27 protein-coding genes and 1 pseudogene are annotated in these 22132 nt (G+C 71.9%); 21 read left to right on the top strand and 7 right to left on the bottom strand.

The window, feature by feature from the left end:
- Positions 1 to 7 precede the first annotated feature (7 nt).
- A complete protein-coding gene (locus tag FHU40_RS01715; protein ID WP_183590567.1) occupies positions 8 to 655 on the bottom strand; it encodes a hypothetical protein in 648 nt (215 codons plus the stop codon).
- 179 nt (positions 656 to 834) lie between these two features.
- Between FHU40_RS01715 and rpsP the strand changes: the two genes are divergently transcribed.
- The 14 genes and pseudogenes from rpsP to FHU40_RS01650 all read left to right on the top strand — a co-directional run bounded on the left by rpsP (position 835) and on the right by FHU40_RS01650 (position 10974).
- The gene (rpsP, locus tag FHU40_RS01710; protein ID WP_183590566.1) at positions 835 to 1371 is read left to right on the top strand and encodes a 30S ribosomal protein S16; all 537 of its coding nucleotides are present in this window, start codon (positions 835 to 837) and stop codon (positions 1369 to 1371) included.
- 5 nt (positions 1372 to 1376) lie between these two features.
- On the top strand, positions 1377 to 1619 hold the full coding sequence (locus FHU40_RS01705; protein WP_183590565.1) for an RNA-binding protein: 243 nt from the start codon (positions 1377 to 1379) through the stop codon (positions 1617 to 1619).
- A gap of 75 nt (positions 1620 to 1694) precedes the next feature.
- Positions 1695 to 2246 (top strand): ribosome maturation factor RimM, encoded by a 552-nt coding sequence (gene rimM, locus FHU40_RS01700; RefSeq protein ID WP_343057671.1) that lies wholly within the window; start codon positions 1695 to 1697, stop codon positions 2244 to 2246.
- Positions 2243 to 2914 (top strand): annotated as a pseudogene (gene trmD / locus FHU40_RS28760) (tRNA (guanosine(37)-N1)-methyltransferase TrmD); the annotation flags it as partial. The gene rimM and the pseudogene trmD, both read left to right, overlap by 4 nt.
- An 18-nt stretch (positions 2915 to 2932) precedes the next feature.
- Entirely contained in the window at positions 2933 to 3394 is a 462-nt protein-coding gene (locus FHU40_RS28755) for a GNAT family N-acetyltransferase (protein ID WP_252275383.1), read from the top strand.
- A 189-nt stretch (positions 3395 to 3583) separates the two neighbouring features.
- Positions 3584 to 3934 (top strand): 50S ribosomal protein L19, encoded by a 351-nt coding sequence (gene rplS / locus FHU40_RS01690; RefSeq protein ID WP_183590562.1) that lies wholly within the window; start codon positions 3584 to 3586, stop codon positions 3932 to 3934.
- A gap of 88 nt (positions 3935 to 4022) precedes the next feature.
- Complete coding sequence (gene lepB / locus FHU40_RS01685; protein ID WP_183590561.1) at positions 4023 to 4778, top strand: signal peptidase I; 756 nt, start codon at positions 4023 to 4025, stop codon at positions 4776 to 4778.
- 81 nt (positions 4779 to 4859) lie between these two features.
- Complete coding sequence (gene lepB, locus FHU40_RS01680) at positions 4860 to 5660, top strand: signal peptidase I (protein WP_183590560.1); 801 nt, start codon at positions 4860 to 4862, stop codon at positions 5658 to 5660.
- A gap of 17 nt (positions 5661 to 5677) precedes the next feature.
- On the top strand, positions 5678 to 6385 hold the full coding sequence (locus FHU40_RS01675) for a ribonuclease HII (RefSeq protein ID WP_183590559.1): 708 nt from the start codon (positions 5678 to 5680) through the stop codon (positions 6383 to 6385).
- A 70-nt stretch (positions 6386 to 6455) separates the two neighbouring features.
- A complete protein-coding gene (locus FHU40_RS01670) occupies positions 6456 to 6764 on the top strand; it encodes a DUF2469 domain-containing protein (RefSeq protein WP_183590558.1) in 309 nt (102 codons plus the stop codon).
- A 128-nt stretch (positions 6765 to 6892) separates the two neighbouring features.
- Positions 6893 to 7312, top strand: a complete 420-nt coding sequence (locus FHU40_RS01665) for a YraN family protein (RefSeq protein ID WP_183590557.1) — start codon at positions 6893 to 6895, stop codon at positions 7310 to 7312.
- Positions 7312 to 8898 (top strand): YifB family Mg chelatase-like AAA ATPase, encoded by a 1587-nt coding sequence (locus tag FHU40_RS01660; protein WP_183590556.1) that lies wholly within the window; start codon positions 7312 to 7314, stop codon positions 8896 to 8898. The genes FHU40_RS01665 and FHU40_RS01660 overlap by 1 nt, the downstream gene beginning before the upstream one ends.
- Positions 8895 to 10004 (top strand): DNA-processing protein DprA, encoded by a 1110-nt coding sequence (dprA, locus tag FHU40_RS01655; protein WP_183590555.1) that lies wholly within the window; start codon positions 8895 to 8897, stop codon positions 10002 to 10004. The genes FHU40_RS01660 and dprA overlap by 4 nt, the downstream gene beginning before the upstream one ends.
- A gap of 70 nt (positions 10005 to 10074) precedes the next feature.
- Positions 10075 to 10974, top strand: a complete 900-nt coding sequence (locus FHU40_RS01650; RefSeq protein WP_183592143.1) for a tyrosine recombinase XerC — start codon at positions 10075 to 10077, stop codon at positions 10972 to 10974.
- Between the two features lie 7 nt (positions 10975 to 10981).
- Here FHU40_RS01650 and FHU40_RS01645 read toward each other — a convergent pair whose 3' ends face one another.
- From FHU40_RS01645 to FHU40_RS01635, 3 genes are read right to left on the bottom strand one after another with little or no spacing between them, the layout of a single operon-like run.
- The gene (locus FHU40_RS01645; protein WP_183590554.1) at positions 10982 to 11371 is read right to left on the bottom strand and encodes a PIN domain-containing protein; all 390 of its coding nucleotides are present in this window, start codon (positions 11369 to 11371) and stop codon (positions 10982 to 10984) included.
- Positions 11368 to 11658, bottom strand: a complete 291-nt coding sequence (locus FHU40_RS01640) for a type II toxin-antitoxin system Phd/YefM family antitoxin (RefSeq protein ID WP_183590553.1) — start codon at positions 11656 to 11658, stop codon at positions 11368 to 11370. The genes FHU40_RS01645 and FHU40_RS01640 overlap by 4 nt, the downstream gene beginning before the upstream one ends.
- Positions 11655 to 12272 (bottom strand): M23 family metallopeptidase, encoded by a 618-nt coding sequence (locus FHU40_RS01635; RefSeq protein WP_183590552.1) that lies wholly within the window; start codon positions 12270 to 12272, stop codon positions 11655 to 11657. The genes FHU40_RS01640 and FHU40_RS01635 overlap by 4 nt, the downstream gene beginning before the upstream one ends.
- Positions 12273 to 12675: 403 nt before the next feature.
- Between FHU40_RS01635 and rpsB the strand changes: the two genes are divergently transcribed.
- The 7 genes from rpsB (at position 12676) to rlmN (ending at position 18519) form a co-directional block, all read left to right on the top strand.
- Entirely contained in the window at positions 12676 to 13665 is a 990-nt protein-coding gene (gene rpsB / locus FHU40_RS01630; RefSeq protein ID WP_183590551.1) for a 30S ribosomal protein S2, read from the top strand.
- A 38-nt stretch (positions 13666 to 13703) separates the two neighbouring features.
- A complete protein-coding gene (gene tsf / locus FHU40_RS01625; protein WP_183590550.1) occupies positions 13704 to 14513 on the top strand; it encodes a translation elongation factor Ts in 810 nt (269 codons plus the stop codon).
- Between the two features lie 118 nt (positions 14514 to 14631).
- Positions 14632 to 15345 carry a UMP kinase gene (gene pyrH / locus FHU40_RS01620; protein ID WP_183590549.1) on the top strand — a complete coding sequence of 238 codons (714 nt, stop codon included), beginning with the start codon at positions 14632 to 14634 and terminating at the stop codon, positions 15343 to 15345.
- Positions 15346 to 15426: 81 nt separating this feature from the next.
- Positions 15427 to 15981 carry a ribosome recycling factor gene (gene frr, locus FHU40_RS01615; protein ID WP_215527580.1) on the top strand — a complete coding sequence of 185 codons (555 nt, stop codon included), beginning with the start codon at positions 15427 to 15429 and terminating at the stop codon, positions 15979 to 15981.
- 17 nt (positions 15982 to 15998) lie between these two features.
- Entirely contained in the window at positions 15999 to 16874 is an 876-nt protein-coding gene (locus FHU40_RS01610) for a phosphatidate cytidylyltransferase (RefSeq protein WP_183590547.1), read from the top strand.
- A gap of 74 nt (positions 16875 to 16948) precedes the next feature.
- Positions 16949 to 17320 (top strand): hypothetical protein, encoded by a 372-nt coding sequence (locus FHU40_RS01605; protein ID WP_183590546.1) that lies wholly within the window; start codon positions 16949 to 16951, stop codon positions 17318 to 17320.
- A gap of 50 nt (positions 17321 to 17370) precedes the next feature.
- A complete protein-coding gene (gene rlmN, locus FHU40_RS01600; RefSeq protein WP_183590545.1) occupies positions 17371 to 18519 on the top strand; it encodes a dual-specificity RNA methyltransferase RlmN in 1149 nt (382 codons plus the stop codon).
- A 7-nt stretch (positions 18520 to 18526) separates the two neighbouring features.
- Here rlmN and FHU40_RS01595 read toward each other — a convergent pair whose 3' ends face one another.
- From FHU40_RS01595 to FHU40_RS01585, 3 genes are read right to left on the bottom strand one after another with little or no spacing between them, the layout of a single operon-like run.
- On the bottom strand, positions 18527 to 20218 hold the full coding sequence (locus tag FHU40_RS01595) for a TIGR03767 family metallophosphoesterase (protein ID WP_183590544.1): 1692 nt from the start codon (positions 20216 to 20218) through the stop codon (positions 18527 to 18529).
- 15 nt (positions 20219 to 20233) lie between these two features.
- Complete coding sequence (locus tag FHU40_RS01590; RefSeq protein ID WP_343057669.1) at positions 20234 to 21190, bottom strand: LOG family protein; 957 nt, start codon at positions 21188 to 21190, stop codon at positions 20234 to 20236.
- Between the two features lie 22 nt (positions 21191 to 21212).
- Complete coding sequence (locus FHU40_RS01585) at positions 21213 to 22124, bottom strand: serine protein kinase RIO (protein WP_183590543.1); 912 nt, start codon at positions 22122 to 22124, stop codon at positions 21213 to 21215.
- Positions 22125 to 22132 lie beyond the last annotated feature (8 nt).

Raw genomic sequence — 22132 nt, 5'->3', positions numbered from 1 at the left:
CGTCCTGTCAGGACTTCGGCCGCGCCGGCCGGGTCGCCCAGAGCACGCCGTTGACGATCAGCGTCGCCAGGCCCAGCAGCCCGAGCAGGCCGCCCACCGCGACCGTCGCGATCAGCCCGCCGACGAAGCCGCCGACCGTCGGGGCCGGCCCGATGACCACCTGGCGGTCGTCGGGATCGCCGAGCCGGTCCTCGGAACCGAGGTTGGCGCCGGGCGTCGCGTTGCAGGTGACCTCGAGCTCTCCGGAGCCTGGAGCGAAGCGGTACGCCGCCACGAAGTCGCCGTCACCGGTGTCGCGGGTGAACTGGCTGGTCACGGGGCGCAGCCGGATCTCCTCGCCGGTGGCCGTGTCGACCACCCGGCAGCCGGGGTCGAACACGTCGTCGGAGCGCCACAGCATCCGGTCGCCGTCGGTGTCGACGGTGACGGTGTGCGGCCGGCCGTCGATGGGCACGCGGGCATCGGTGGTGAAGAACGCCGCCAGGGTCCAGATGAACAGCCCGACGGCGGCGACCCCGCCGACGACGATCAGGCCGGCACCGACCAGGAACCACACCCAGCTCGGGCGATACTTCTGGGGACGCGGCGGCTGGCCCGGCGGGTAGCCCGACGGCACCGGGTACGACGGCGGCGGCTGGCTCGGCGGCGTGGTCATGCGACCGACTCTGCCCGATTTTCTCGACCGGTGTCGCGTCTGGCAGACTTGGCGGCTGAGTCCTGCGCGCCCGGACCCTCTCATCCGGACGACGCAGAGCCCATCGAGGACACCGCTCCTGGTCCCCACCCGGTCCGCGGGTCCTCACCACACACAACTTCCGAGGAGACACCACAAACGTGGCCGTCAAGATCCGCTTGAAGCGCCTGGGCAAGGTCCGGGTGCCGCAGTACCGCATCGTCGTCGTCGACTCGCGCAAGAAGCGCGACGGCAAGGTCATCGAGGAGATCGGCAAGTACCACCCCAAGGAGAACCCGTCGTACATCGACGTCGTCTCCGACCGGGTCGCGTACTGGCTGGGTGTGGGCGCGCAGCCCTCCGACGCCGTCACCAAGATCCTGACCATCACCGGCGACTGGCAGAAGTTCAAGGGCTACACCGGCACCGAGGGCACCCTGAAGGTCGCCGAGGCCAAGCCGGACAAGCTGGCGATCTTCAACGAGGCGCTCAAGGAGGCCGCGAGCGAGCCCAAGGGCGACGCGGTCACCAAGAAGTCGGCGGCCAAGAAGAAGGCCGACGAGAAGCCCGCCGAGGAGGCCCCGGCCGCCGAGGAGACCGCCCCGGTCCCCGCGGACGAGACCCCGGAGGTCGCCGCCGAGCAGGCCGAGGCCGCGGAGCAGTCCGACGCCGACGCGGCCGAGAAGGCCGAGTCCTGAGCGCCATGCTCGCCGAGGCGCTCGAGCACCTGGTGCGCGGTGTCGTCGACAACCCCGACGACGTGAGCGTGCGAGACAAGCAGCTGCGCCGCGGGTCGATCCTCGAGGTGCGCGTGCACCCCGACGACCTGGGCAAGGTGATCGGCCGTGGCGGTCGCACCGCCACGGCGTTCCGCACCGTGATCTCGGCGCTCGCCGGACGCGGCGGTGCCCGGATCGACTTCGTCGACGTGGACCGACGTCGCTGAACGCGCCGTTCGACCGCTTGAATGGGTGTCGCCCTCAGGGGGCGGCACCCGTTCGGCATTTCTGAGAGGAAGCACGTGGAGACCATCGAGGTGCTGGTGGGCCGGATCGGCAAGCCGCACGGCATCCGTGGGGACGTCACGATCGACGTGCGCACCGACGAGCCGGAGCGACGCTTCGCGCGCGGTGCGGTCTTCGCCGTGCAGCCCCCGAAGGGGTCGGCGTCCACGCTCCGGACGCTCACGGTCGCGAGCACCAAGTGGCACCAGTCGGTGTTGCTGGTGCGCTTCGAGGAGATCCCGGACCGCAACGCCGCCGAGGCGGCGCGAGGCATCCTGCTGCACGCCACGATCGCGGCTGACGAGACCCCCGAGGACCCCGACGAGTACTACGACCACCAGCTGGTCGGGCTGGCGGCGTACGACGTCTCCGGCGCCGGGCTCGGCGAGGTCACCGGCCTGGTGCACGGCGGCGCCCAGGACCTGCTGAGCGTGCGGACGCCCGACGGGCGGGACGCGCTGGTGCCGTTCGTGAAGGCGCTCGTGCCCGAGGTCGACCTCGCTGCGCGCCGGGTCGTGATCGCCGACCGGCCCGGCCTCGTGACGCCGCTGCCGGAGGACGACTCGTGAGGATCGACGTCGTCACGATCTTCCCCGAGTACCTCGCCCCGCTGGAGCTCTCCCTCGCCGGCCGGGCCCGGGAGAAGGGACTGGTCGACATCCGGGTCCACGACCTGCGCGGCTGGACCCACGACCGGCACCGCACCGTCGACGACACGCCGTACGGCGGCGGGGCGGGCATGGTGATGAAGCCCGAGCCGTGGGGCGAGGCGTTCGACGAGCTGCTGGCGGAGGGGCCGGCGACGGTCGTGTTCACGACGCCGTCGGGGCGGCCCTTCACGCAGGCGGTCGCCCGCGACCTGGCGACCCGCGAGCGGATCGTGTTCGCCTGCGGGCGCTACGAGGGCATCGACCAGCGCGTCGTCGACGAGGTCGCCACCCGGGCCGAGGTGTGTGAGGTCTCGCTCGGCGACTACGTGCTCAACGGGGGAGAGGTCGCCGCGCTGGCGATCACCGAGGCCGTGGTGCGCCTGCTCCCCGGCTTCATGGGCAACGCCGCGTCGCTCGTGGAGGAGTCGCACGAGGACGGGTTGCTGGAGTATCCCGTCTTCACCAAGCCCGCCTCGTGGCGCGGGCACGACGTGCCGCCGGTGCTGCTCTCGGGCGACCACGCCGCGATCGCCGCGTGGCGGCACGACCAGGCCGTGCGGCGCACGGCTCAGCGGCGACCGGACCTCGTCGCGGCGTCGACGCTGATGGACGACGTCGAGATCGGACCCGCCGAGCTCGCCGACTCCGGTGAGCTGCTGGTGCTGCAGCTGGCCTGCTGGGTGGCCGAGGAGCACGACAACCCCGGCGTGCGGATCCCCGCGCTGCATGAGACCCACGACGACGTACGCGCGTGGCTGGCGCGCGACACGGTGCTGGTCGCCCGCTCCGCGGGGCGCCTGGTCGGCGCCGTGCGCGCCTCCCTCGACGACGACCTGTGGGAGATCGGCCGGCTGATGGTGGCCCCCGACCTCGCCGGCCGTGGCCTCGGTCGCGTGCTGCTGGAGCGGATCGAGGCGATGGCGCCCGCCGCGGCTACGACGTACGCACTGTTCACGGGCGCCGGGAGCGCCCGCAACCAGCGGATCTACCGGAAGGCCGGCTACCGGCTCCGCGGCGAGATCGCCCCGGGCGTGGTCCGGATGACCAAGCGGATTTCCCGGCCCTGAGCCCCTGTGGCAGACTTGACCCTCGGTCCAGCCGGTCAAACAGGGATCGCCCGGAGTAACTCTTCGACGGGGTTCCGCACCACCTCCTGCCACAGGGGGAGCGTGGCGCCGCCGGCCACCAGGCTGGGCCGTCCAACTGCATGCCATCCCCGCACCGCGGCTGACCTGTGGCACTCGCGAGGAGAGACAATGAGCAACGTCATCGCCGAGCTCGGCAGCGCGAGCAAGCGCACGGACCTCCCGGAGTTCCGCTCCGGTGACACCGTCAAGGTGCACGTGAAGGTCGTCGAGGGCAACCGGTCCCGCATCCAGGTGTTCCAGGGTGTCGTCATCCGCATCCACGGTGCCGGCGTGGGCCGCACCTTCACCGTCCGCAAGGTCTCCTTCGGCGTCGGCGTCGAGCGGACCTTCCCGCTGAACTCGCCGATCTTCGAGCAGATCGAGGTCGTCACCCGTGGTGACGTCCGCCGCGCGAAGCTCTACTACCTGCGCAACCTCCGCGGCAAGAAGGCCAAGATCAAGGAGCGCCGCGAGGCCTGAGCGCTACGCTCACCCGCGTGAGCACCCCACGGAATCGCGGCCTCCTCCGCTTCGCTCCTCCGGCGCACGATTCCGCGGGGACCCCGCGATGACTTCCGAGGACCGCGATCCCGACGAGGGGTCGCGGTCCTCGCGCGTCCGGGGCCGGCGGCTCCCGGTCTGGCAGGAGGCGATCCTGCTGCTCGGCATCGCGCTGGTGCTGGCGATCCTGGTCAAGGCGCTGTTCGTGCAGGCCTTCTACATCCCCTCGGCCTCGATGGAGCCCGGGCTGGTGAAGAACGACCGGATCCTGGTCGAGAAGCCGTCGTACTGGTTCGGTGGCCCCGAGCGCGGTGACGTCGTCGTGTTCAAGGACCCCGGTGGCTGGCTGCCGCCGGGCGAGCCGCCGTCGGCCCTGGCGAGAGCGCTCGCGAAGGTCGGGCTCTTCCCGACCGAGGGCCACCTGGTGAAGCGGGTGATCGGCGTGGCCGGCGACGTGATCAGGTGCTGCGACGAGCAGGGCCGCCTGATGGTCAACGGCCAACCCCTCGACGAGGAGGACTACGCCGTCCTCGACGGCGCCGACTGCTACGGCCCGATGCCACGCGGGTCGGCGTCCTGCGACTGGAGGGTCGGGCCGGTTCCCCACGGGCGGGTCTTCGTGATGGGCGACAACCGCAGCAACTCGGCCGACTCCAGCCGCCACGCGTGTCTCGGCGCACCGATCGGCACCGCCTGCGACGAGGACCCGTACGTCGACGTCGACGACGTGGTCGGCAAGGTCTTCGTCCTGGCCTGGCCGGTGGATCGCTTCGGGTTCCTGCACCGGCCGGCGACCTTCGACGACGTACCGGACGCGTCCTGACCGGTTCGGTCGCGGCGGTCCCGCTTCGGCACCGGGCTACGTTTACCCTGGGGCGTGGCTTCCGACGACGATGGCGAGGGCATGAGCACCACCGACGAACCCACGGCGAACGCGGAGTCACCCGACGAGGGGCCTGCGGGCGCCCCGATTAGCCCCGACGGCGCGAAGCAGAAGAAGCAGAAGAAGCACCTGCCCGTCTGGCAGGAGACGATCCTGCTGCTCGGCATCGCGCTGGTGCTGGCGATCCTGATCAAGGCGCTGTTCGTGCAGGCGTTCTACATCCCGTCGGAGTCGATGGAGCCCGGGCTGGTGAAGAACGACCGGATCCTGGTCGAGAAGCCGTCGTACTGGTTCGGTGGCCCCGAGCGCGGCGACGTCGTCGTGTTCAAGGACCCGGGCGGCTGGTTGAACGGCGAGGAGGCCGCCGGTCCGACCGGCACCGTCGCCAAGGCGCTGTCGAAGGTCGGGCTCTACCCGACCGGCGGGCACCTGGTGAAGCGGGTGATCGGCGTGGCCGGCGACGTGATCAAGTGCTGCGACGAGCAGGGCCGGCTCACGGTCAACGGCCAGCCACTGGACGAGAAGGACTACGCCCGCCTCGGCGGCGCCGACTGCTACGGCCCGATGGTCAACGACTGCAGCAAGGACTGGGAGGTCGGGCCGATCCCCGACGGCCAGGTCTTCGTGATGGGCGACAACCGCAACAACTCGGCGGACTCGTCGTTCCACATGTGCAAACCCACGGACACCGACTGCACGAAGAATCCGTACGTCGACGTCGACGACGTGGTCGGCAAGGTCTTCGTGCTGCTGTGGCCCAGTGACCGCTTCAAGATCCTGCACCGTCCCGACACCTTCGCGGACGTGCCCGACGCCGACTGACCGGGGGTGATGGTCCCGTGAGCGAGCTGCCCCGTGGAGTCACCGTCCGCAGGGACGCCGGTCTCTACGGCTACGAGCGTGCGCTCCGTCGGCACGGCATCGAGGACATCGCCGGCGTCGACGAGGCCGGCCGTGGCGCCTGCGCGGGTCCGCTCGTGGCGGGCGCGGCGATCCTGCCGCCGGGCAGGGCGGGCATCGTGCCGGGGCTGGCGGACTCCAAGCTGCTCACCGAGAAGGCCCGCGAGCGCTGCTACGACCAGATCGTGAAGCGGGCGCTCGCCTGGTCGGTGGTGGTGGTGTCCCACGACGAGTGCGACCGGCTCGGCATGCACGTGGCGAACGTCGAGGCGCTGCGGCGCGCGGTCGCCCTGCTCGAGCTGCCGCCGGCCTACGTGCTGACCGACGGGTTCCCGGTCGACGGGCTCGGCGTACCCGGCCTGGCGGTCTGGAAGGGCGACCGGGTCGCCGCGTGCATCGCCGCCGCGTCGGTGCTGGCGAAGGTCACCCGCGACCGGATCATGACCGAGCTCGACGCGGTCTGGCCGGCGTACGACTTCAAGACGCACAAGGGCTACATCACCGACGTGCACACCGCGGCGCTCACCGAGCACGGGCCCTCGCCGGTGCACCGGATGCGGTTCGTCAACGTCCGTCGGGCCGCGGGCCTGGAGCCCGGCGTGGGCGAGCTCGGACTCGAGCCCACGGGGATAGAGTCGGCGTCGTGAACACCCCACGAAAGCGCGCGACGGGGGCGCTGCGCGCGGCGGCGCCCTTCCGCGGGGACCCCGGAGAAGCATGAGCGCGGAGGACCTCGAGAAGTACGAGACCGAGATGGAGCTGACGCTCTACCGGGAGTACCGCGACGTCGTCGGCATCTTCAAGTACGTCGTCGAGACCGACCGTCGCTTCTACCTGTGCAACCAGGTGGACGTGAAGGCGCGCACCGAGGCCGGCGACGTGTTCTTCGAGGTGTCGATGAGCGATGCGTGGGTGTGGGACATGTACCGCCCCGCACGCTTCGCCAAGAACGTCAAGGTACTGACGTTCAAGGACGTCAACGTCGAGGAGCTCAGCCCGACGGAGATCGACCCCCCGAAGTCCTGACGGCCCCCGGCTGACGGGCCACCTTCCGTCCACAGGCGCCCTTCCGGCAGCGCGATCCCCAGGCGCGGCCTTCCGCGCTCCCGACCGTCCCCTCCGACCGCGACGCTGGCGGTCAGGAGGTCATCGAGATGACGGGAACGGCACGGGCGGGGCGCAACCAGGCGCTGCACAACCAGGCGCTGCACAACCAGGCGTTGGGGGAGTACGGCGAGCGGCTCGCGGAGCGGCACCTCGTGGCACAGGGGATGGTCGTCCTCGACCGCAACTGGCGGTGCGAGGCGGGTGAGCTCGACCTGGTGCTGCGCGACGGCGCCGTGCTGGTCGCGTGCGAGGTGAAGACCCGCACCTCGGTCGACTACGGCACCCCGCACGAGGCGGTCGACGCGGCGAAGCTCGACCGGCTGCGGCGGCTGGCGATGCGCTGGCAGGCCGCGCACGGGCTGACCGCGCACGGGCTGACCGCGCCCGAGGTCCGCGTCGACCTGGTCGCCGTGCTCCGACCCCTCAAGGGGCCGTCGGCCGTGGAGCACGTCCGGGGGGTCGGCTGATGCCGTTCGCCACCGCCCACACCGTGTCGCTGCACGGTGCGGTGGGCCACCTCATCGACGTGCAGACCGACGTCTCACCCGGCCAGGTCGGCGTGACCGTGGTCGGCCGGGCCGACACCACGATCAACGAGGCCCGCGACCGGTGTCGCATGGCCATCATCAACAGCCACCTCGACTGGCCGGCGACCAGGAGGATCACGATCCTGCTCTCGCCCGCCGACCTGCTCAAGCGGGGCACCCACTTCGACCTGGCGGTCGCGGTCTCCGTGCTGGCGGCCGCGGGCACGGTCCCGGCCGCCTCGTTGGCGGACACGGCGCTCGTCGGCGAGCTCACCCTCGACGGCAACCTGCGCTCGGTCAGCGGCGTGCTGCCGATGGTGCTCGCGGCCGCCGAGCGGGGCATCCGCGCCGTGTTCGTCCCCGAGCCGCAGGCGACCGAGGCCGCGATGGTCCCCGACATGAGCGTGATCGGGGTCCGTTCGCTGGCGCAGGTGGTGGCCATCCTGCGCGACGAGGAGGTTCCGTACGCCGAGCCGGTGGCCCCGCTGTCGGGTGCTCGGCTGCTCGCCTGGCGTGGCCAGGAGCGGCTCGAGGAGCTCGACCTCGCCGACCTGCTCGGAGTCGACGACGCGCGGTACGCCGTCGAGGTCGCCGCGGCCGGGGGCCACCATCTCCTGCTGTCCGGGCCCAAGGGCTCCGGCAAGACCAGCCTGGCCGAACGGGTTCCCGGCATCCTGCCCGACCTCACGCCGGACGAGTCGCTCGAGCTCAGCGCGATCAGCTCCCTGGCCGGCACCCTCGACCCGGCTGCCGGGATGCTCACCCGGCCTCCGTTCGCGGCCCCGCACCACGACGCCAGCAAGGCGAGCATCGTCGGGGGAGGGTCGGGCGCCGTCCGGCCGGGAGAGGTGAGTCGAGCCCACGGGGGCGTGCTCTTCCTCGACGAGTTCCCCCTGTTCCGCTCCGACGTGATCGAGGCGCTGCGCCAACCGCTGGAGAGCGGAGACGTGACGATCGCCCGGCGCGACGAGTCGGTGACGCTCCCGGCCCGAGGCATGGTGGTGCTCGCCTGCAATCCGTGTCCCTGCGGCGACTACAGCGGGGACGTCCGGTTCAACCGGTGCACGTGCCGCGAGGTCCAGCGCCGCGACTACCGCAACAAGGTCACGGGTCCGGTCGCCGACCGGGTCGACATCGTCCGGCACCTGCCGCCGTTGCGCAGGCACGACGCGCTCGCCGACACCGAGGCACCCGAGTCCTCGGCGCAGGTGCGCCAGCGGGTCACCGCCGCCCGCGCTCGGCAGGCCGAGCGGTACGACGGCGAGAGCTGGCGCCTCAACGGCCACGCACCGGGGCCGGTGCTGCGCGAGCGCTGGCCGCTCACCAAGGCCGGTCAGCGCGCCGTCGACGAGCAGCTCTACGACGGACGGCTGAGCCGCCGCGGTGCCACCCGCGTCCACCGGCTCTCCTGGACGGTCGCCGACCTCCGTCGCCTCGATCGTCCGGGCCTCGACGAGGTGGAGACCGCGCTGCGGCTCCGCACCGGGGAGCCGCTCCTGCTGCAGATGCTGGAGCGGGTGTCGTGACCGAGCCGGACCGGCTCGCCCGCGTCGCGCTCGGGAGGATCGCCGAGCCCGGCCGGGCCGCCCTGCTCGACGCGGTGACGTCCTTCGGTGCCGCCGCCGTGTTGGAGCAGCTGCTCGAGGACGCGACGCTCGGACCGAGGCTCGCGGAGATCGACAGCGTTCGTGAGCTCGAGGTCGCCGCCAGGTCCGGGCTCCGGTTCGTCGTGCCCGGCGACGACGAGTGGCCGGAGGGGCTCGACGACCTGGCCGGCGCCGGCTCGGTGCAGGAGCGCGGCGGGGTGCCGCTGGGGTTGTGGGTGCGCGGGCCGCTCCGCCTCGACGCGCTCGGCGGCGCCCTCGCGGTGGTCGGTTCGCGATCGGCCACGACCTACGGCGCCGACCTCGCCCGCGACGTCGCGGGCGAGGTCGCCGAGGCGGCGCGCATCGTCGTGTCCGGCGCGGCGTACGGCATCGACCAGGCCGCCCATCGTGGCGCGATCTCGGCGGGCGCGCCGACCGTGGCCGTGCTGGCCTGTGGAGCCGACCGGGTCTACCCGAAGGAGCACACCGCGCTCGTGGCCCGCATCGCGGACGACGGGGCGGTGGTCTCCGAGACCGTGCCGGGTGGCGCGGCGATGCGGGTGCGGTTCCTGTCGCGCAACCGGCTGATCGCCGCGCTCACCCGCGGCACCGTGGTCGTCGAGGCCGCACTCCGCAGCGGTGCGCTCAACACCGCCAACTGGGCCGGGCGCCTCAATCGGCACCTCATGGGCGTCCCGGGCCCGGTGACCAGCGCCTCGTCGGCCGGCGTCCACCAGCTGGTCCGCACCGGCGCGGCGACCTTGGTCACCTCGGGAGCCGAGGTGCTGGAGGTGCTCAGCCCCGCGGGGGAGCACCTCCTGAGCATCCCGCGCGGTCGCGACCGGGCCCGGGACGCCCTGACCGAGCGCCAGCGCCTCGTGCTCGACGCGGTGCCGGTCGCGCGTGGCGCGACGTCCTCGTCGATCGCGCGGCTCGTCGGTCTCAGCGCCGAACGGGCTCACGGCACCCTGCTCGAGCTCGAGATGCGGGGGATGGTCGAGCTGGACGAGGCCGGGTGGCGGCTCGCCGCGTTGGCTCACGAGTGAGGAGGTCGGCCGTTCGTAGAGTGCAGACGTGAGTGAGGAGGACGCGGCGCACGACGTGCTGCCGGAGGCGATGGCCGCCGTGCTCGGGGAGTACGAGCGGCACCTTGCGGTCGAGCGCGACCTGACGGCGCACACGGTCCGGGCCTATGTCACGGACGTGGGCGGGCTGCTCGACCACACGGCCAGGCTGGGCGGCAGCACCGTCGGCGACCTCGACCTGCGCACGATGCGCAGCTGGCTGGCCAAGCAGCAGACGATGGGCCGCTCCCGCACCACGATCGCGCGCCGCGCCACCGCGGCCCGGGTCTTCACGGCCTGGCTGGCCCGCACCGAGCGGATCCCGACCGATGTCGGTGCCAGCCTCGGGTCGCCGAAGGCGCACCAGTCGTTGCCACCGGTGCTGCGCGCCGACGAGGCCGCCGAGCTGATCCGGTCCGCGACCGAGCACGCCGACGACGGCAGCCCGACCGGGCTGCGCGACGTCGCGATGCTCGAGCTGCTCTACGCGACCGGCATCCGGGTGGGCGAGCTGGCCGGCCTCGACGTCGACGACGTCGACCGGGAGCGCAACGTGATCCGGGTCTTCGGCAAGGGCCGCAAGGAGCGGACCGTGCCGTTCGGGCGCCCGGCGGCCCGGGCGCTCGACCTCTGGGTCCGGCACGGCCGGACGCTGCTGGCCGTCGAGGGCTCGGGCGCGGCGCTCTTCCTCGGCACCCGCGGCCGGCGGATCGACCAGCGGGCGGTCCGCACGATGGTGCATCGGCGGATCGCGGACGTGCCCGGAGCGCCGGACATCGGGCCGCACGGCCTCCGGCACACCGCGGCCACCCACCTGCTCGAGGGCGGCGCCGACCTGCGCTCCGTGCAGGAGCTGCTCGGCCACGCCTCGCTCGCGACCACCCAGCTGTACACGCACGTGACCACCGACCGGCTGCGTCGGGCCTACCAGCAGGCGCACCCCAGGGCGTGAGCCCCGGTCAGGCCGGCGCCTCGACCACCAACCCGGCCTCCCGGCCCGCGTCCTGCAGGCGGCGGTCGAACGTGACGAGGACGTCGACGTCCTCGCGCAGAGCGGTGGCCAGGTGGATGGCGTCGAGGCTGCGGAGCGCCATCGGTCCGATGGCCGCGGCGACCTTGAACACCGCACGGGGCGCCTCGGCGAGGTTGACCAGGTCGACGGCCGCCGTGACGTTCTCCTCATCGATGCCGAGCCGTCGCGCGGCGCGCCTGAGCTCGGTCTCGAACAGGATCGATGACACGAACTCGGCCGACGCCGCCCGCTCCTCCAGGTACGCGAGGAGCGCAGCGCTCTCGGGTTCCTCGACGACGAGCTTCGTCGCTGCCGACGAGTCCAGGTAGATCTTCACAGCCGCTCCTCGCGCAACTCGTCGAGGGTCTCGCTCAGCGCCGGCGATCCGGGCGGCAGCCGCACTGGCTTCAACCTCGACCAGCCACCCTTGCGGACGGCGGGCTTCACGATGCGGAGGTTCCAGCTCACAGCCGCGGTCGGTGGAGCGAGGATGGCCACGACCTCGCCGTTGTTCGTGATCTCGAACGACTCCCCGTCGGCCACCCGGCGCAGGATCTCCGAACTGTCATTGCGGAGCCGACGGTGGGGAATGCGCTCCATCAGCCGACTCACCGTGCCTCTCATGCCATCCTCACCAGATGTAGCAAGCGTAGCAACGGCCGCCAGTGCGCGTAGGGAAGTGAGGGCGGTTGCCAGGGCTCGGTCACGGCCGGCCCCGGCGACCCCGCCGGATCGTCCCGCCACAGCGGGAGCAGCCGGACCGGACCGGCGCCGACGAGCCGGAGCGGATCGAGGTAGGTCTCGCCCTCGAGCCAGCCCCAGTGCAGGCAGCTGCCCGGCGGGCAGTGTGAGCCGACCGGCGAGAGCGCGCCGATCAGATCGCCCGCCGCGACGCGGTCGCCGACCGCGACCGTCGCCGTGACCGGCTCGTACGTCGTACGGGTCGTGCCGTGGCCGACGACCACCACCCCGCGGCCCGCGAGCACCCCGGCCCAGGTCACCCGGCCGGCCAGGGCGGACCGCACGCGCTGACCCGGGTGACCCCGGAGATCGACGCCGCGATGGCCGGTGTCCCACGGGTCCGCGGGCGGGTCGAAGGCCCAGACGACGGCCGGCTCGGGACTCAGGGGCCACACCCCGACCGGCTCGGTCTCGCCCGCGGCGGGCGCCGCGGGGCCGGCTACGGCCATCGCCAGGAGGAGGCCGAGGAGCGTGCGGATCCGGTGGCGTGGTGTCATGGAGTCCAGGCTCCCGTCGGCCGGGGACGGCCGGAGCGGATCGAGGCCGGGGCTGTGGAGGACGCTGCCGGACGGGAGCCTGTGGACGTCCGGTGGCCCCGCGGCCGCGATTGGTCGCGGCCCGGTGCGGTCGACTACGCTGGAGTCCGCAACCCGCATGGGTTGACTTCGCACGTCCGCAGACCGCGACGGGTCCTGGCACTCCGAGGACCCGGCCACCCGTGGGCGACGACCTTCAGTCCGACCCTCCCAGTGATGGGAGGACCGGTCGGGTCGCGCGCAGACGTCAGGGCCGACGGCACCCGCCGGAGGCAGTAACTGAGAACAGCGAGAGCACGCTCCGGTCCGGCCTGGTTGAAGGTCGGGCGGCAACGGTGCGGGCTCCACACACCAGGAGATTCACATGGCAGTCGTGACCATGCGCCAGCTTCTCGAGAGCGGCGTGCACTTCGGACACCAGACCCGGCGCTGGAACCCGAAGATGAAGCGCTTCATCATGACCGAGCGCAACGGCATCTACATCATCGACCTGCAGCAGTCGCTGGCCTACATCGACCGCTCCTACGCCTTCGTCAAGGACGTCGTCGCCAAGGGCGGCACCGTGATGTTCGTCGGCACCAAGAAGCAGGCGCAGGAGGCGATCGCCGAGCAGGCGACCCGCGTCGGCATGCCCTACGTCAACCAGCGCTGGCTGGGCGGCATGCTCACCAACTTCGCGACCGTGCACCAGCGGATCAACCGCCTCAAGGAGCTCGACGAGATCGACTTCGACGACGTGGCCGGCAGCAGCCGCACGAAGAAGGAGCTGCTCCAGATGCGCCGCGAGCGGGACAAGCTCAACAAGTCCCTGGGCGGCATCCGCGAGATGAGCCGTACGCCGTCCGCCGTGTGGATCGTCGACACCAACAAGGAGCACCTCGCCGTCGAGGAGGCCCGCAAGCTGCGGATCCCGATCATCGGCATCCTGGACTCCAACTGCGACCCCGACGTCGTCGACTACCCGATCCCGGGCAACGACGACGCGATCCGCGCGGTCGGCCTGCTGACCCGCGTGGTCGCCGACGCCGTCGCCGAGGGCCTGATCGCCCGCTCCGGCGCCAAGGCCGCCGAGGGTGCGGCCGAGCCGGGCGCCGAGGAGCCGCTGGCCGAGTGGGAGCGCGAGTTGCTGACCGGTGACGCCGAGCAGGCCGCCGCTGAGCCGGCCGCCGAGGCCGCTGCCGCTGAGCCGGCCGCCGAGGCCGCTGCCGCTGAGCCGGCCGCCGAGGCCGCTGCCGCTGAGCCGGCCGCCGAGGCCGCTGCCGCTGAGCCGGCCGCCGAGGCCGCTGCCGCTGAGCCGGCCGCCGAGGCCGCTGCCGCTGAGCCGGCCGCCGAGGCGTCCGACGCCCAGGCCTGAGCACCGCATCCACTCCGGACACTTCGAGGAAGAGGAACATGGCTTACACCGCAGCCGACGTCAAGAAGCTCCGTGAGCTGACGCAGGCCGGCATGATGGACTGCAAGAAGGCGCTCGACGAGACCGACGGCGACTTCGACAAGGCGGTCGAGCTGCTCCGCGTGAAGGGTGCGGCGAAGGCCGCCGCCCGGGCCGCCGAGCGCGAGGCGTCCGCCGGCCTGGTCGCCGCCTCGGGCAACGCCCTGATCAGCCTCAAGGCCGAGACGGACTTCGTCGCCAAGAACGACGCGTTCATCAACGCCGCGCAGGCGATCGCCGAGGCCGCCGACAGCAACAAGGTCGGCGACGCCGAGGCGCTCAAGGCCGTCTCGCTCGGCGACAAGACGGTCGGCGAGACCGTCGAGGAGCTCGCCCGCACCATCGGCGAGAAGATCGAGCTCGGTCAGGTCGCCTACTTCGACGGCACGACCACGGTCTACCTGCACAAGCGGGCCTCCGACCTGCCCCCCACGCTCGGCGTCCTCGTCGAGTTCGAGGGCGACGAGGCCGCGGCGAAGCAGGCCGCCCAGCAGGCGGCCGCGCTGAAGGCGCAGTACCTCACCAGCAGCGAGGTCCCGGCCGACGTCGTGGAGTCCGAGAAGGACGTGCTGACCAAGAAGACGCTCGAGGAGGGCAAGCCCGAGGCTGCCGTCGCGAAGATCGTCGAGGGTCGCATCAACGCCTTCTTCAAGGAGATCGTCCTGCTCGACCAGGAGTCGGTCTTCGAGGCCAAGAAGTCCGTCAAGCAGGTGCTCGACGCCGCGGGCACGACCGTGAAGCGGTTCGCCCGTTTCGAGGTCGGTGCCTGAGCGGATAGGTTCACCCCAGACCACACGAGGAGGCCGGTGCGATGACAGCAACCCTGATCATCGGACCGGCCTTCTCGCATGTCCGCACCACTCCCCACCAGGCACGAAGGAGCCGCCCGTGACCGGTTACAAGCGAGTCCTGCTCAAGCTCTCCGGCGAGGTCTTCGGCGGCGGCAAGGTCGGGGTGGACCCCGACGTCGTGCAGACCGTCGCCCGTGAGATCGCAGCCGTCGTCGATGCCGGCGTGCAGATCGCGGTCGTGACCGGCGGCGGCAACTTCTTCCGCGGTGCCGAGCTCCAGCAGCGCGGCATGGACCGCGTGCGCGCCGACTACATGGGCATGCTCGGCATCGTGATGAACTGCCTCGCGCTCCAGGACTTCCTCGAGAAGATGGGCGTCGAGACCCGGGTGCAGACCGCGATCACGATGGGCCAGGTCGCCGAGCCCTACGTGCCGCGGCGCGCGATCCGGCACATGGAGAAGGGCCGGGTCGTCATCTTCGGGGCCGGCATGGGCATGCCGTTCTTCTCCACCGACACCGTCGCCGTGCAGCGGGCGCTGGAGAGCAAGTGCGACGTGGTGCTGGTCGCCAAGAGCGGCGTCGACGGCGTCTACTCCGCCGACCCGCACGTCGACCCGAGTGCGACGAAGTTCGACGAGCTGACCTACACCGACGCCATCGCCCGCGGCCTGAAGATCATGGACCAGACCGCGTTCGCGCTCTGCGGCGAGAACAAGCTGCCGATGGTCGTCTTCGGCATGGAGCCCGAGGGCAACATCCTGCGCGTCGTGCAGGGTGAGAAGATTGGCACGCTCGTCAGCGCGGGCTGACCCCGCCCGCTGAGCAGCGGCGCCCCGGCGCCGAGCAGCACCACCGAGCAGCATCACCGCGAAGAAACAGGAGCAGCCGTGATCAACGACATCCTCAACGAGGCCGACGGCAAGATGGACAAGTCGGTCGAGGCGACGCGCGAGGAGTTCGCGGCGATCCGGGCCGGCCGCGCCCACCCGAGCATGTTCAACAAGATCGTCGCCGAGTACTACGGCACCCCCACGCCGTTGCAGCAGCTCGCGTCGTTCACGGCGCCGGAGGCGCGGGTCATCCTGATCCAGCCCTACGACCAGAGCGCGATGCAGGCCATCGAGAAGGCGATCCGCGACTCCGACCTCGGCGTGAACCCCGCCGACGACGGCAAGGTGATCCGCTGCGTGTTCCCGGAGCTCACCGAGGAGCGCCGCAAGGAGTACATCAAGGTGGCCCGGGGCAAGGCCGAGGACGGTCGCGTCGCGGTGCGCAACCTGCGGCGTACGGCCAAGCAGAGCCTCGAGAAGCTCGAGAAGGACGGCGAGGCCGGCAAGGACGACGTCGCCGGCGCCGAGAAGCGGCTCGACGCGACGACCAAGAAGCACACCGACGCCATCGACGAGATGCTGAAGAACAAGGAGGCCGAGCTGCTCGAGGTCTGAGCAACTCGGAAGCCTCCATGACCGACGCCTCGACGCCGGCGCCACCGCAGAAGGACCATGGCCGCGCCGGACGTGACCTCCGTGCTGCCGTCAGCTCGGCGGTGGTGCTGCTGACGGCGATCGCGCTGTCGCTGCTCTTCTGGAAGCCGGCGTTCATGGTGATCGTCGCCGCCGCGGTGGTCGTGGCGATCTGGGAGCTGAGCCGCGGCTTCTCCGCCAAGAGCATCGACCTGCCCGAGCCGCCGCTGATGGTCGGCGGCGTCGTCATGGTGGTCGTCGCCTACGTCTGGGGCGCCCCGGCGCTGGTCACCGCGACCGCGGTGGCCGCGCTCGCCACCATGCTGTGGCTGCTGCGTCGCGGCGTCGAGGGCTACGTGCAGAACGCCACGGCCTCGGTCTTCAGCCTGGTCTACGTGCCGTTCCTCGGCTCGTTCGTGGCGCTCCTCCTCGCGGAGGGACCCGATCGCAACGGCGGCGGCCTCGACGACCCCGGCGTGCAGGGCATCATCGCGTTCGTCCTGGTGACGATCGCCTCCGACATCGGGGGGTACGTCGCGGGCGTGCTGTTCGGGAAGCACCCGATGGCGCCGGTCATCTCGCCGAAGAAGTCCTGGGAGGGCTTCGCGGGGTCGTTCGTCTTCTGCCTCGCCGCCGGGTGGGCGCTGGTGGTCTACCTGCTCGACGGCGACTGGTGGGTCGGGCTGCTGCTCGGCGCCATCGCGGTCGTGATGGCCACGCTGGGCGACCTGTGCGAGTCGGTCATCAAGCGCGACCTCGGCATCAAGGACATGAGCCAGGTGATCCCCGGCCACGGCGGCCTCATGGACCGGCTCGACTCCCTGCTGGCCACGATCGCCCCGATCTGGCTGCTGCTCCACTACCTGGTCTACTAGGCCGTGTTGGCCGGGCCCGCGCCACCGGCATGGCGCGGCCGTCGCGGGCGCCGCTTCGACGTAGCATCGAGATGATGTCGACCGACCAGGACCAGGCCCCGGAGCCCGTCGCCGCGACCGACGAGCGCGCCGCCCGCGAGCCCGACTGGTGGCACCGTGACCACCCGACGTTCACCGCGCTGACCGGCTTCTTCACCGGCCTGGCCTTCGTGATCTTGGTGCCCGGGCTCTTCATCGGCCTGCTGCACCTGGTGCTGGACGACGAGACGGCCGAGGGCCTGTTCCCCTTCGTGCTCGTCATGCTCGCGGTGCCGATCGGCCTGGTGATCGCGCCACGCACCCGCAGGTTCGGCGGCTACATGCTGACCGGCGTCCTCGTGACCGCGCTGGTCGTCGGCGGCGTAGCCGCCCTGGTGCTCTGGTACATGATCTCCTACGAGGGCTGACCGGCCCACGAATCGCCCCGCGGCGCGAGCGGGTGGGAGAATCGGCTGCGATGTCCGAGCGCACCAACCTTCCCCTCGTCTTCGACGAGCCCCGCGGCCGCAGGAAGCCACCGCGGCACCTCGCCGACCTGACGCCCGAGGAGCGCAAGGAGCGGCTCGCGGAGCTCGGTCTCCCCGGCTTCCGCGCCAAGCAGCTCTCGACCCATTACTTCGCCCGGCTGGTCGACGACCCGGCCGAGATGACCGACCTGCCGGCCACGCAGCGCGACGAGCTGGTCGCGGGCCTGCTGCCCGAGCTGATGGTCCCGCTGCGGACCATGGAGGCCGACCGCGGCACCACCCGCAAGACCCTCTGGAAGCTCTTCGACGGGGCGCTGGTCGAGTCGGTGCTGATGCGCTACCCCGACCGGGCCACCATGTGCGTCTCGAGCCAGGCCGGCTGCGGCATGGCCTGCCCCTTCTGCGCGACCGGTCAGGGTGGGCTGCAGCGCAACATGTCCACCGCCGAGATCGTCGAGCAGGTCGTCGCCGGCGCTCGCGCGCTCACCCGGGGCGAGGTGCCCGGCGGCCCGGGCCGGGTCTCCAACGTGGTGTTCATGGGCATGGGGGAGCCGCTCGCCAACTACAAGGCGGTCATCGGCGCCGTCCGCCGGCTCACCGACCCCACGCCGGACGGCCTCGGGATGAGCGCCCGCGGCATCACCGTCTCCACCGTCGGCCTGGTGCCCCGGATGCTCCAGCTCGCCGAGGAGGGCATCCCGGTCACCCTGGCGCTCAGCCTGCACGCCCCCGACGACGAGCTGCGCAACGAGCTGGTGCCGATCAACACCCGCTTCTCGGTCGCCGAGACCGTCGACGCCGCCTGGAACTACGCCAAGGTGACCAAGCGACGGGTCTCGATCGAGTACGCCATGATGCGCGGCATCAACGACCACGCGTGGCGGGCCGACCTGCTCGCCGACGTGCTGCGCGAGCGTGGTGCTCTACCGGATGATCGGCGGAGCCGATGGGGCTGGGTGCACGTCAACCTGATCCCGCTCAACCCCACGCCGGGGTCGAAGTGGACGGCGTCCGACCCGGCCGACGAGCGCGAGTTCGTGCGCCGGCTCGAGGCCAAGGGCATCCCCACGACCGTGCGCGACACCCGGGGCCGCGAGATCGACGGCGCCTGCGGCCAGCTGGCCGCCACCGAGGCCTGACCGGCGGTTACTTCTTCTTCTTCTTGGTGAGGAAGGCCGGCGCGGGCAGCAGCAGCTCGGTGTTGCGGGAGGTGCGCACCCCGCCCCGCTTCTTGCTCCGCTCCTGCGGGTCGTTGGCGGCCAGCTCCCGGGCGACGGCGGCGAGCTCGAGCGGCGACCCGAGGTCGGCGTACGCCGTGGGCGCCCCGTGATCGATCATCGTGGTGAAGATCGAGAGCGTGCCGTCGCGGTTGTCGGCGACCTCGATCAGGCGGGCCTGCTGCGGCCAGTCGATGTGGGAGGCGGTGTTGATTTCCCAGAAGCCGCCGACCACCGCGGCGCGACCCTTGCCGCCCTTCTTCTTGCGGGGATGCGGCAGGATCTTGTTGCTGTGGGTGTGCCCGTTGACCCACGCGATCACGTTGGGGTGGCGCAGGAGCTCCTTGACCAGCTCGTCGCCGTGCACCCGGCGCCCGGGGTCGATCGAGCCGGTGACCGTGCTGTTCATCGTCCACGACGTGTGGTGGCTGGCGACGACCACCAGGCGCTTGCGGGAGCCGGCGAGGACCTTGCGCAGCCAGCTCAGCTGCGTCTGGTTCAGGGAGCCCCGGTCGTCGCCGTTGTGGTTGACGGTGTCGAGGACGACGAACCGCAGGTGCTTGCCGTGGTCGAAGGTGTAGTAGCCGGTGCCGGACTTGCGGTTCTCCGGGGTGAAGCCGTGGCCGACCGGGCCGGGCGCCCCGGGCACCAGGTGGAAGTGCTCCTCGACGATCTCCGCCGTGCTGAGCTGGCGGCGGTCGGGGTCCGGCGTCACGTTGCGCGGGAGCTGCCCCACCCGGATCGTCTTGGTCCCGCCGATGGCCTTGGCCTGGCTGGTCGCGTCCGGCGCCTCGTTGCCCTGGATCAGCGGGTCGTGGTTGCCGAGTGCCGAGTACCACGGCACGTCGAGGCCGGTGGCGTCGAAGGGGCGGCGCGCGGCGTCGATGAGGCCGGGGATCGCCTTGAAGCCGTAGGTCTTGCGGTAGTCGTCGTCGACCTGCCCGGCCGGCGTGCCGTCGGGGTGGTAGTAGGCCGGCGCGTAGAAGGCGGGGTCGCTGGAGTCCATCACGCCCTCGTAGCGGTTGAGGTCGCCGGAGTCCTGCCGCACGGTGCCCCCGTCGAGGACGTCGATGTTCCAGCGGAGCTCGTTGTACTGCGCGTTGTCGGCGTTGTCGCCGGTCTGCACGACGAAGTCGAGCTTGCGCCGGGTCACCGGACCGCGGCCGATCCGGTTGATCTGCCGCACCATCGCCTCCGCGACGTGCAGGCCGAGCATCTCGCCGGGCCGGTACGCCGAGCTGCTGAAGAACTCGGCGTTCTCGAGACGGTTGGGGGACTCGCTGTCGCAGATGTGCACGTCGCTCATCTGCCCGAACGCGACCAGCGCCCGGCGCCGGCTCGCCCGCTTGCGCTGTGCCTCGGCGCCGAGCCCGCCCCGGACCACCGTCGCCTCACCGGCGCGGGCGACCACCGGCCGGTAGCCGCCGGCGCCCGCGGTGCCCTTGGCGAGCACCGCCGTGCGTGTGGTCTTGCCGAGCACGGCGGTCCGCCCGGCCGCGCGGACGGTGGGGGAACCTGCGACCGCGGCGTCGGCGAGGCCGAGGCCGAAGCCACCGAGAGCGGCGACGCTGCCGGCGGCGGCGGCGGAGGAGCGGAGGACGTCACGACGCGAGATCTGCACCGCGTCAATCTAGGCTCAGTCGGTCGTCCGCGTCACCGTATTGGTGTCCGTGTCGTTGGAATCGACCAGCTGGGCGGCCTCGTCGACGGTGTCGACGAGGTGCACGTGTCGCTCCATCGCCCGGCCCCGCGCGAGCGCCCGGAGCAGCGGCCAGGCGGGCAGGGTCTCGGTCCAGTAGGTCGCGCCGACCAGCACCATCGGCGCGACCGCGGCCTCGTCGGCGTAGAAGTTCTCGCAGGCGTCCTGGAAGATCTCCTGCACGGTGCCGCCGAGGCCGGGCAGGAACACGATGCCGGCGTCGCAGATCTCGAGCAGGATCGCCTCGCGCTGGGAGTTGCGGAAGTACTTCGCGATGGCGCTCGCGAAGACGTTCGGCGGCTCGTGCCCGTAGTGCCAGGTGGGGATCCCGAGGCCGGGAGCCCCGTCGGGGTGCCGCGCGAGCACGTCGAAGGCGGCCTCCGCCCACGCGTCGACCGACGGGTGGAACGACGGGGCCGCGGCCAGCCGCGCCAGCGCGTCGGCGAGGGCGTCCGGGCGGCCGGTGAGGTAGCCCCCGAGGTTCGCCGCCTCCATCGCGCCCGGCCCGCCGCCGGTGGCCACCACGTGGGACGCGCCGAGCAGCATGCCGAGCCGGGCCGCCTCGACGTACGCCTGCTCGCCGCGCCGCAGTCCGTGCCCGCCCATCACGCCGACCAGGCGGCGGTCCGCGATCCACCGCTCCAGCGCGACGTCGATCGCGTGGTCGTGCAGCGCGCGGCACAGCGCCGCCTCCGGGGTGCGTGGAGCCCGGGCCCAGCGGTAGGCCCGGGCGTCCAGCGAGTCGTCGTACGGCGCCGCGTCGTAGAGGTCGCCGGGTGAGTAGAGCGTGGTCCGGGCGGGATCGACCGGCACGTCGGGCTGCTCGGCGGCCCGACGCTCCAGGCCGAGGACCAGCTCGTCGGGCTCACCTCGGACGGCATGACGCGATCGCACGCCCGCACCCTAGTGGCGTCCTCTAGAACGCCTGGGCCATCAGCTCCCCGAACAGCTCGTGCTCGTCGACCTCGAGGCCCTTGGCCCGGAACCAGGTGCAGACGTTCGTGCAGTCGCGCAGCAGGAAGTCCATGCCCGCCGTGTTGCCGACCAGGTCGACGATCTGCGGCAGGTCGATGATGACGAGCCGCTCCCCGGCCGCGAGCAGGTTGTAGGCCGACAGGTCGCCGTGCACGATCCCGTTGGCCACCATCGTCGCGAGCGCCTCGCGGAGCTGGTCGTAGTACGACGCGAGCAACGCCGGCGCCGGCCGGGTCTGCGCGAGCCGTGGTGCGCTCTCGCCCGCGTCGTCGGTGATCCACTCCATCAGGATCTCGGTGCCGTCGATCTGCACCGGGTAGGGGACCGGCAGGCCGAGCTCCCAGCAGCGCCGGAGGGCGTCCCACTCCGAGATGGCCCACTCGCTGCTGGCGACGATCCGGCCCCAGGTGCTCTTGCGCTTGAGCGCCCGCTCGTCGCGGGAGCGCTTGACGCTGCGGCCCTCGGTGTACGTCGCGGCGCGGTGGAAGCTGCGGTGCTCGCTGCTGCGGTAGCGCTTGGCCACCATGACGACGGACTCGCCGAGGCCCCCCTCGTCGGGCGGCGGGGAGCCGGGCACCGCGCGCTCGAGGAGGAAGGCGTCGGCCTCCTTGCCGGTCTTGAGGATGCCGAGGTCGGTGTCGACCGCGGCCTGGGAGGTCACCACCCAGTCGGGGCGGGGCTCCGGGCCGCGACAGAGCGGCTCGACCGCGAGCCAGGTGGACCATCGCTGGCCGTCGCCGAGGTCGTCGTAGGCCTGGAAGTCGAAGACGAAGGTCGGATCGAGGTCGTCGAGGCCGGGGTCGGTGGTGTCAGTGGTGGAGCCGTGCGGCTCCGCGGTGAAGTCGTGAGACATCGGTGTGG

The organism is Nocardioides soli, from assembly GCF_014191495.1.
Taxonomy (GTDB): Bacteria; Actinomycetota; Actinomycetes; order Propionibacteriales; family Nocardioidaceae; genus Nocardioides; species Nocardioides soli.
Note: the sequence above shows the minus strand (reverse complement) of the source record. Positions and strands in the feature narration are given on the sequence as shown.

What these genes read in the sequence shown, in the direction of transcription:
- FHU40_RS01605 (WP_183590546.1), top strand. Translation starts at nt 16,949, where the DNA reads ATGTCGACCGACCAGGACCAGGCCCCGGAGCCCGTCGCCGCGACCGAC.
- FHU40_RS01705 (WP_183590565.1), top strand. Translation starts at nt 1,377, where the DNA reads ATGCTCGCCGAGGCGCTCGAGCACCTGGTGCGCGGTGTCGTCGACAAC.
- FHU40_RS01660 (WP_183590556.1), top strand. Translation starts at nt 7,312, where the DNA reads ATGCCGTTCGCCACCGCCCACACCGTGTCGCTGCACGGTGCGGTGGGC.
- lepB (WP_183590561.1), top strand. Translation starts at nt 4,023, where the DNA reads ATGACTTCCGAGGACCGCGATCCCGACGAGGGGTCGCGGTCCTCGCGC.
- lepB (WP_183590560.1), top strand. Translation starts at nt 4,860, where the DNA reads ATGAGCACCACCGACGAACCCACGGCGAACGCGGAGTCACCCGACGAG.
- rlmN (WP_183590545.1), top strand. Translation starts at nt 17,371, where the DNA reads ATGTCCGAGCGCACCAACCTTCCCCTCGTCTTCGACGAGCCCCGCGGC.
- rplS (WP_183590562.1), top strand. Translation starts at nt 3,584, where the DNA reads ATGAGCAACGTCATCGCCGAGCTCGGCAGCGCGAGCAAGCGCACGGAC.
- FHU40_RS01640 (WP_183590553.1), bottom strand. Translation starts at nt 11,658, where the DNA reads ATGAGAGGCACGGTGAGTCGGCTGATGGAGCGCATTCCCCACCGTCGG.
- FHU40_RS01585 (WP_183590543.1), bottom strand. Translation starts at nt 22,124, where the DNA reads ATGTCTCACGACTTCACCGCGGAGCCGCACGGCTCCACCACTGACACC.
- FHU40_RS01715 (WP_183590567.1), bottom strand. Translation starts at nt 655, where the DNA reads ATGACCACGCCGCCGAGCCAGCCGCCGCCGTCGTACCCGGTGCCGTCG.
- FHU40_RS01635 (WP_183590552.1), bottom strand. Translation starts at nt 12,272, where the DNA reads ATGACACCACGCCACCGGATCCGCACGCTCCTCGGCCTCCTCCTGGCG.
- FHU40_RS01665 (WP_183590557.1), top strand. Translation starts at nt 6,893, where the DNA reads ATGACGGGAACGGCACGGGCGGGGCGCAACCAGGCGCTGCACAACCAG.
- rpsB (WP_183590551.1), top strand. Translation starts at nt 12,676, where the DNA reads ATGGCAGTCGTGACCATGCGCCAGCTTCTCGAGAGCGGCGTGCACTTC.
- tsf (WP_183590550.1), top strand. Translation starts at nt 13,704, where the DNA reads ATGGCTTACACCGCAGCCGACGTCAAGAAGCTCCGTGAGCTGACGCAG.
- FHU40_RS01610 (WP_183590547.1), top strand. Translation starts at nt 15,999, where the DNA reads ATGACCGACGCCTCGACGCCGGCGCCACCGCAGAAGGACCATGGCCGC.
- FHU40_RS01650 (WP_183592143.1), top strand. Translation starts at nt 10,075, where the DNA reads ATGGCCGCCGTGCTCGGGGAGTACGAGCGGCACCTTGCGGTCGAGCGC.
- FHU40_RS01670 (WP_183590558.1), top strand. Translation starts at nt 6,456, where the DNA reads ATGAGCGCGGAGGACCTCGAGAAGTACGAGACCGAGATGGAGCTGACG.
- FHU40_RS28755 (WP_252275383.1), top strand. Translation starts at nt 2,933, where the DNA reads ATGGACGACGTCGAGATCGGACCCGCCGAGCTCGCCGACTCCGGTGAG.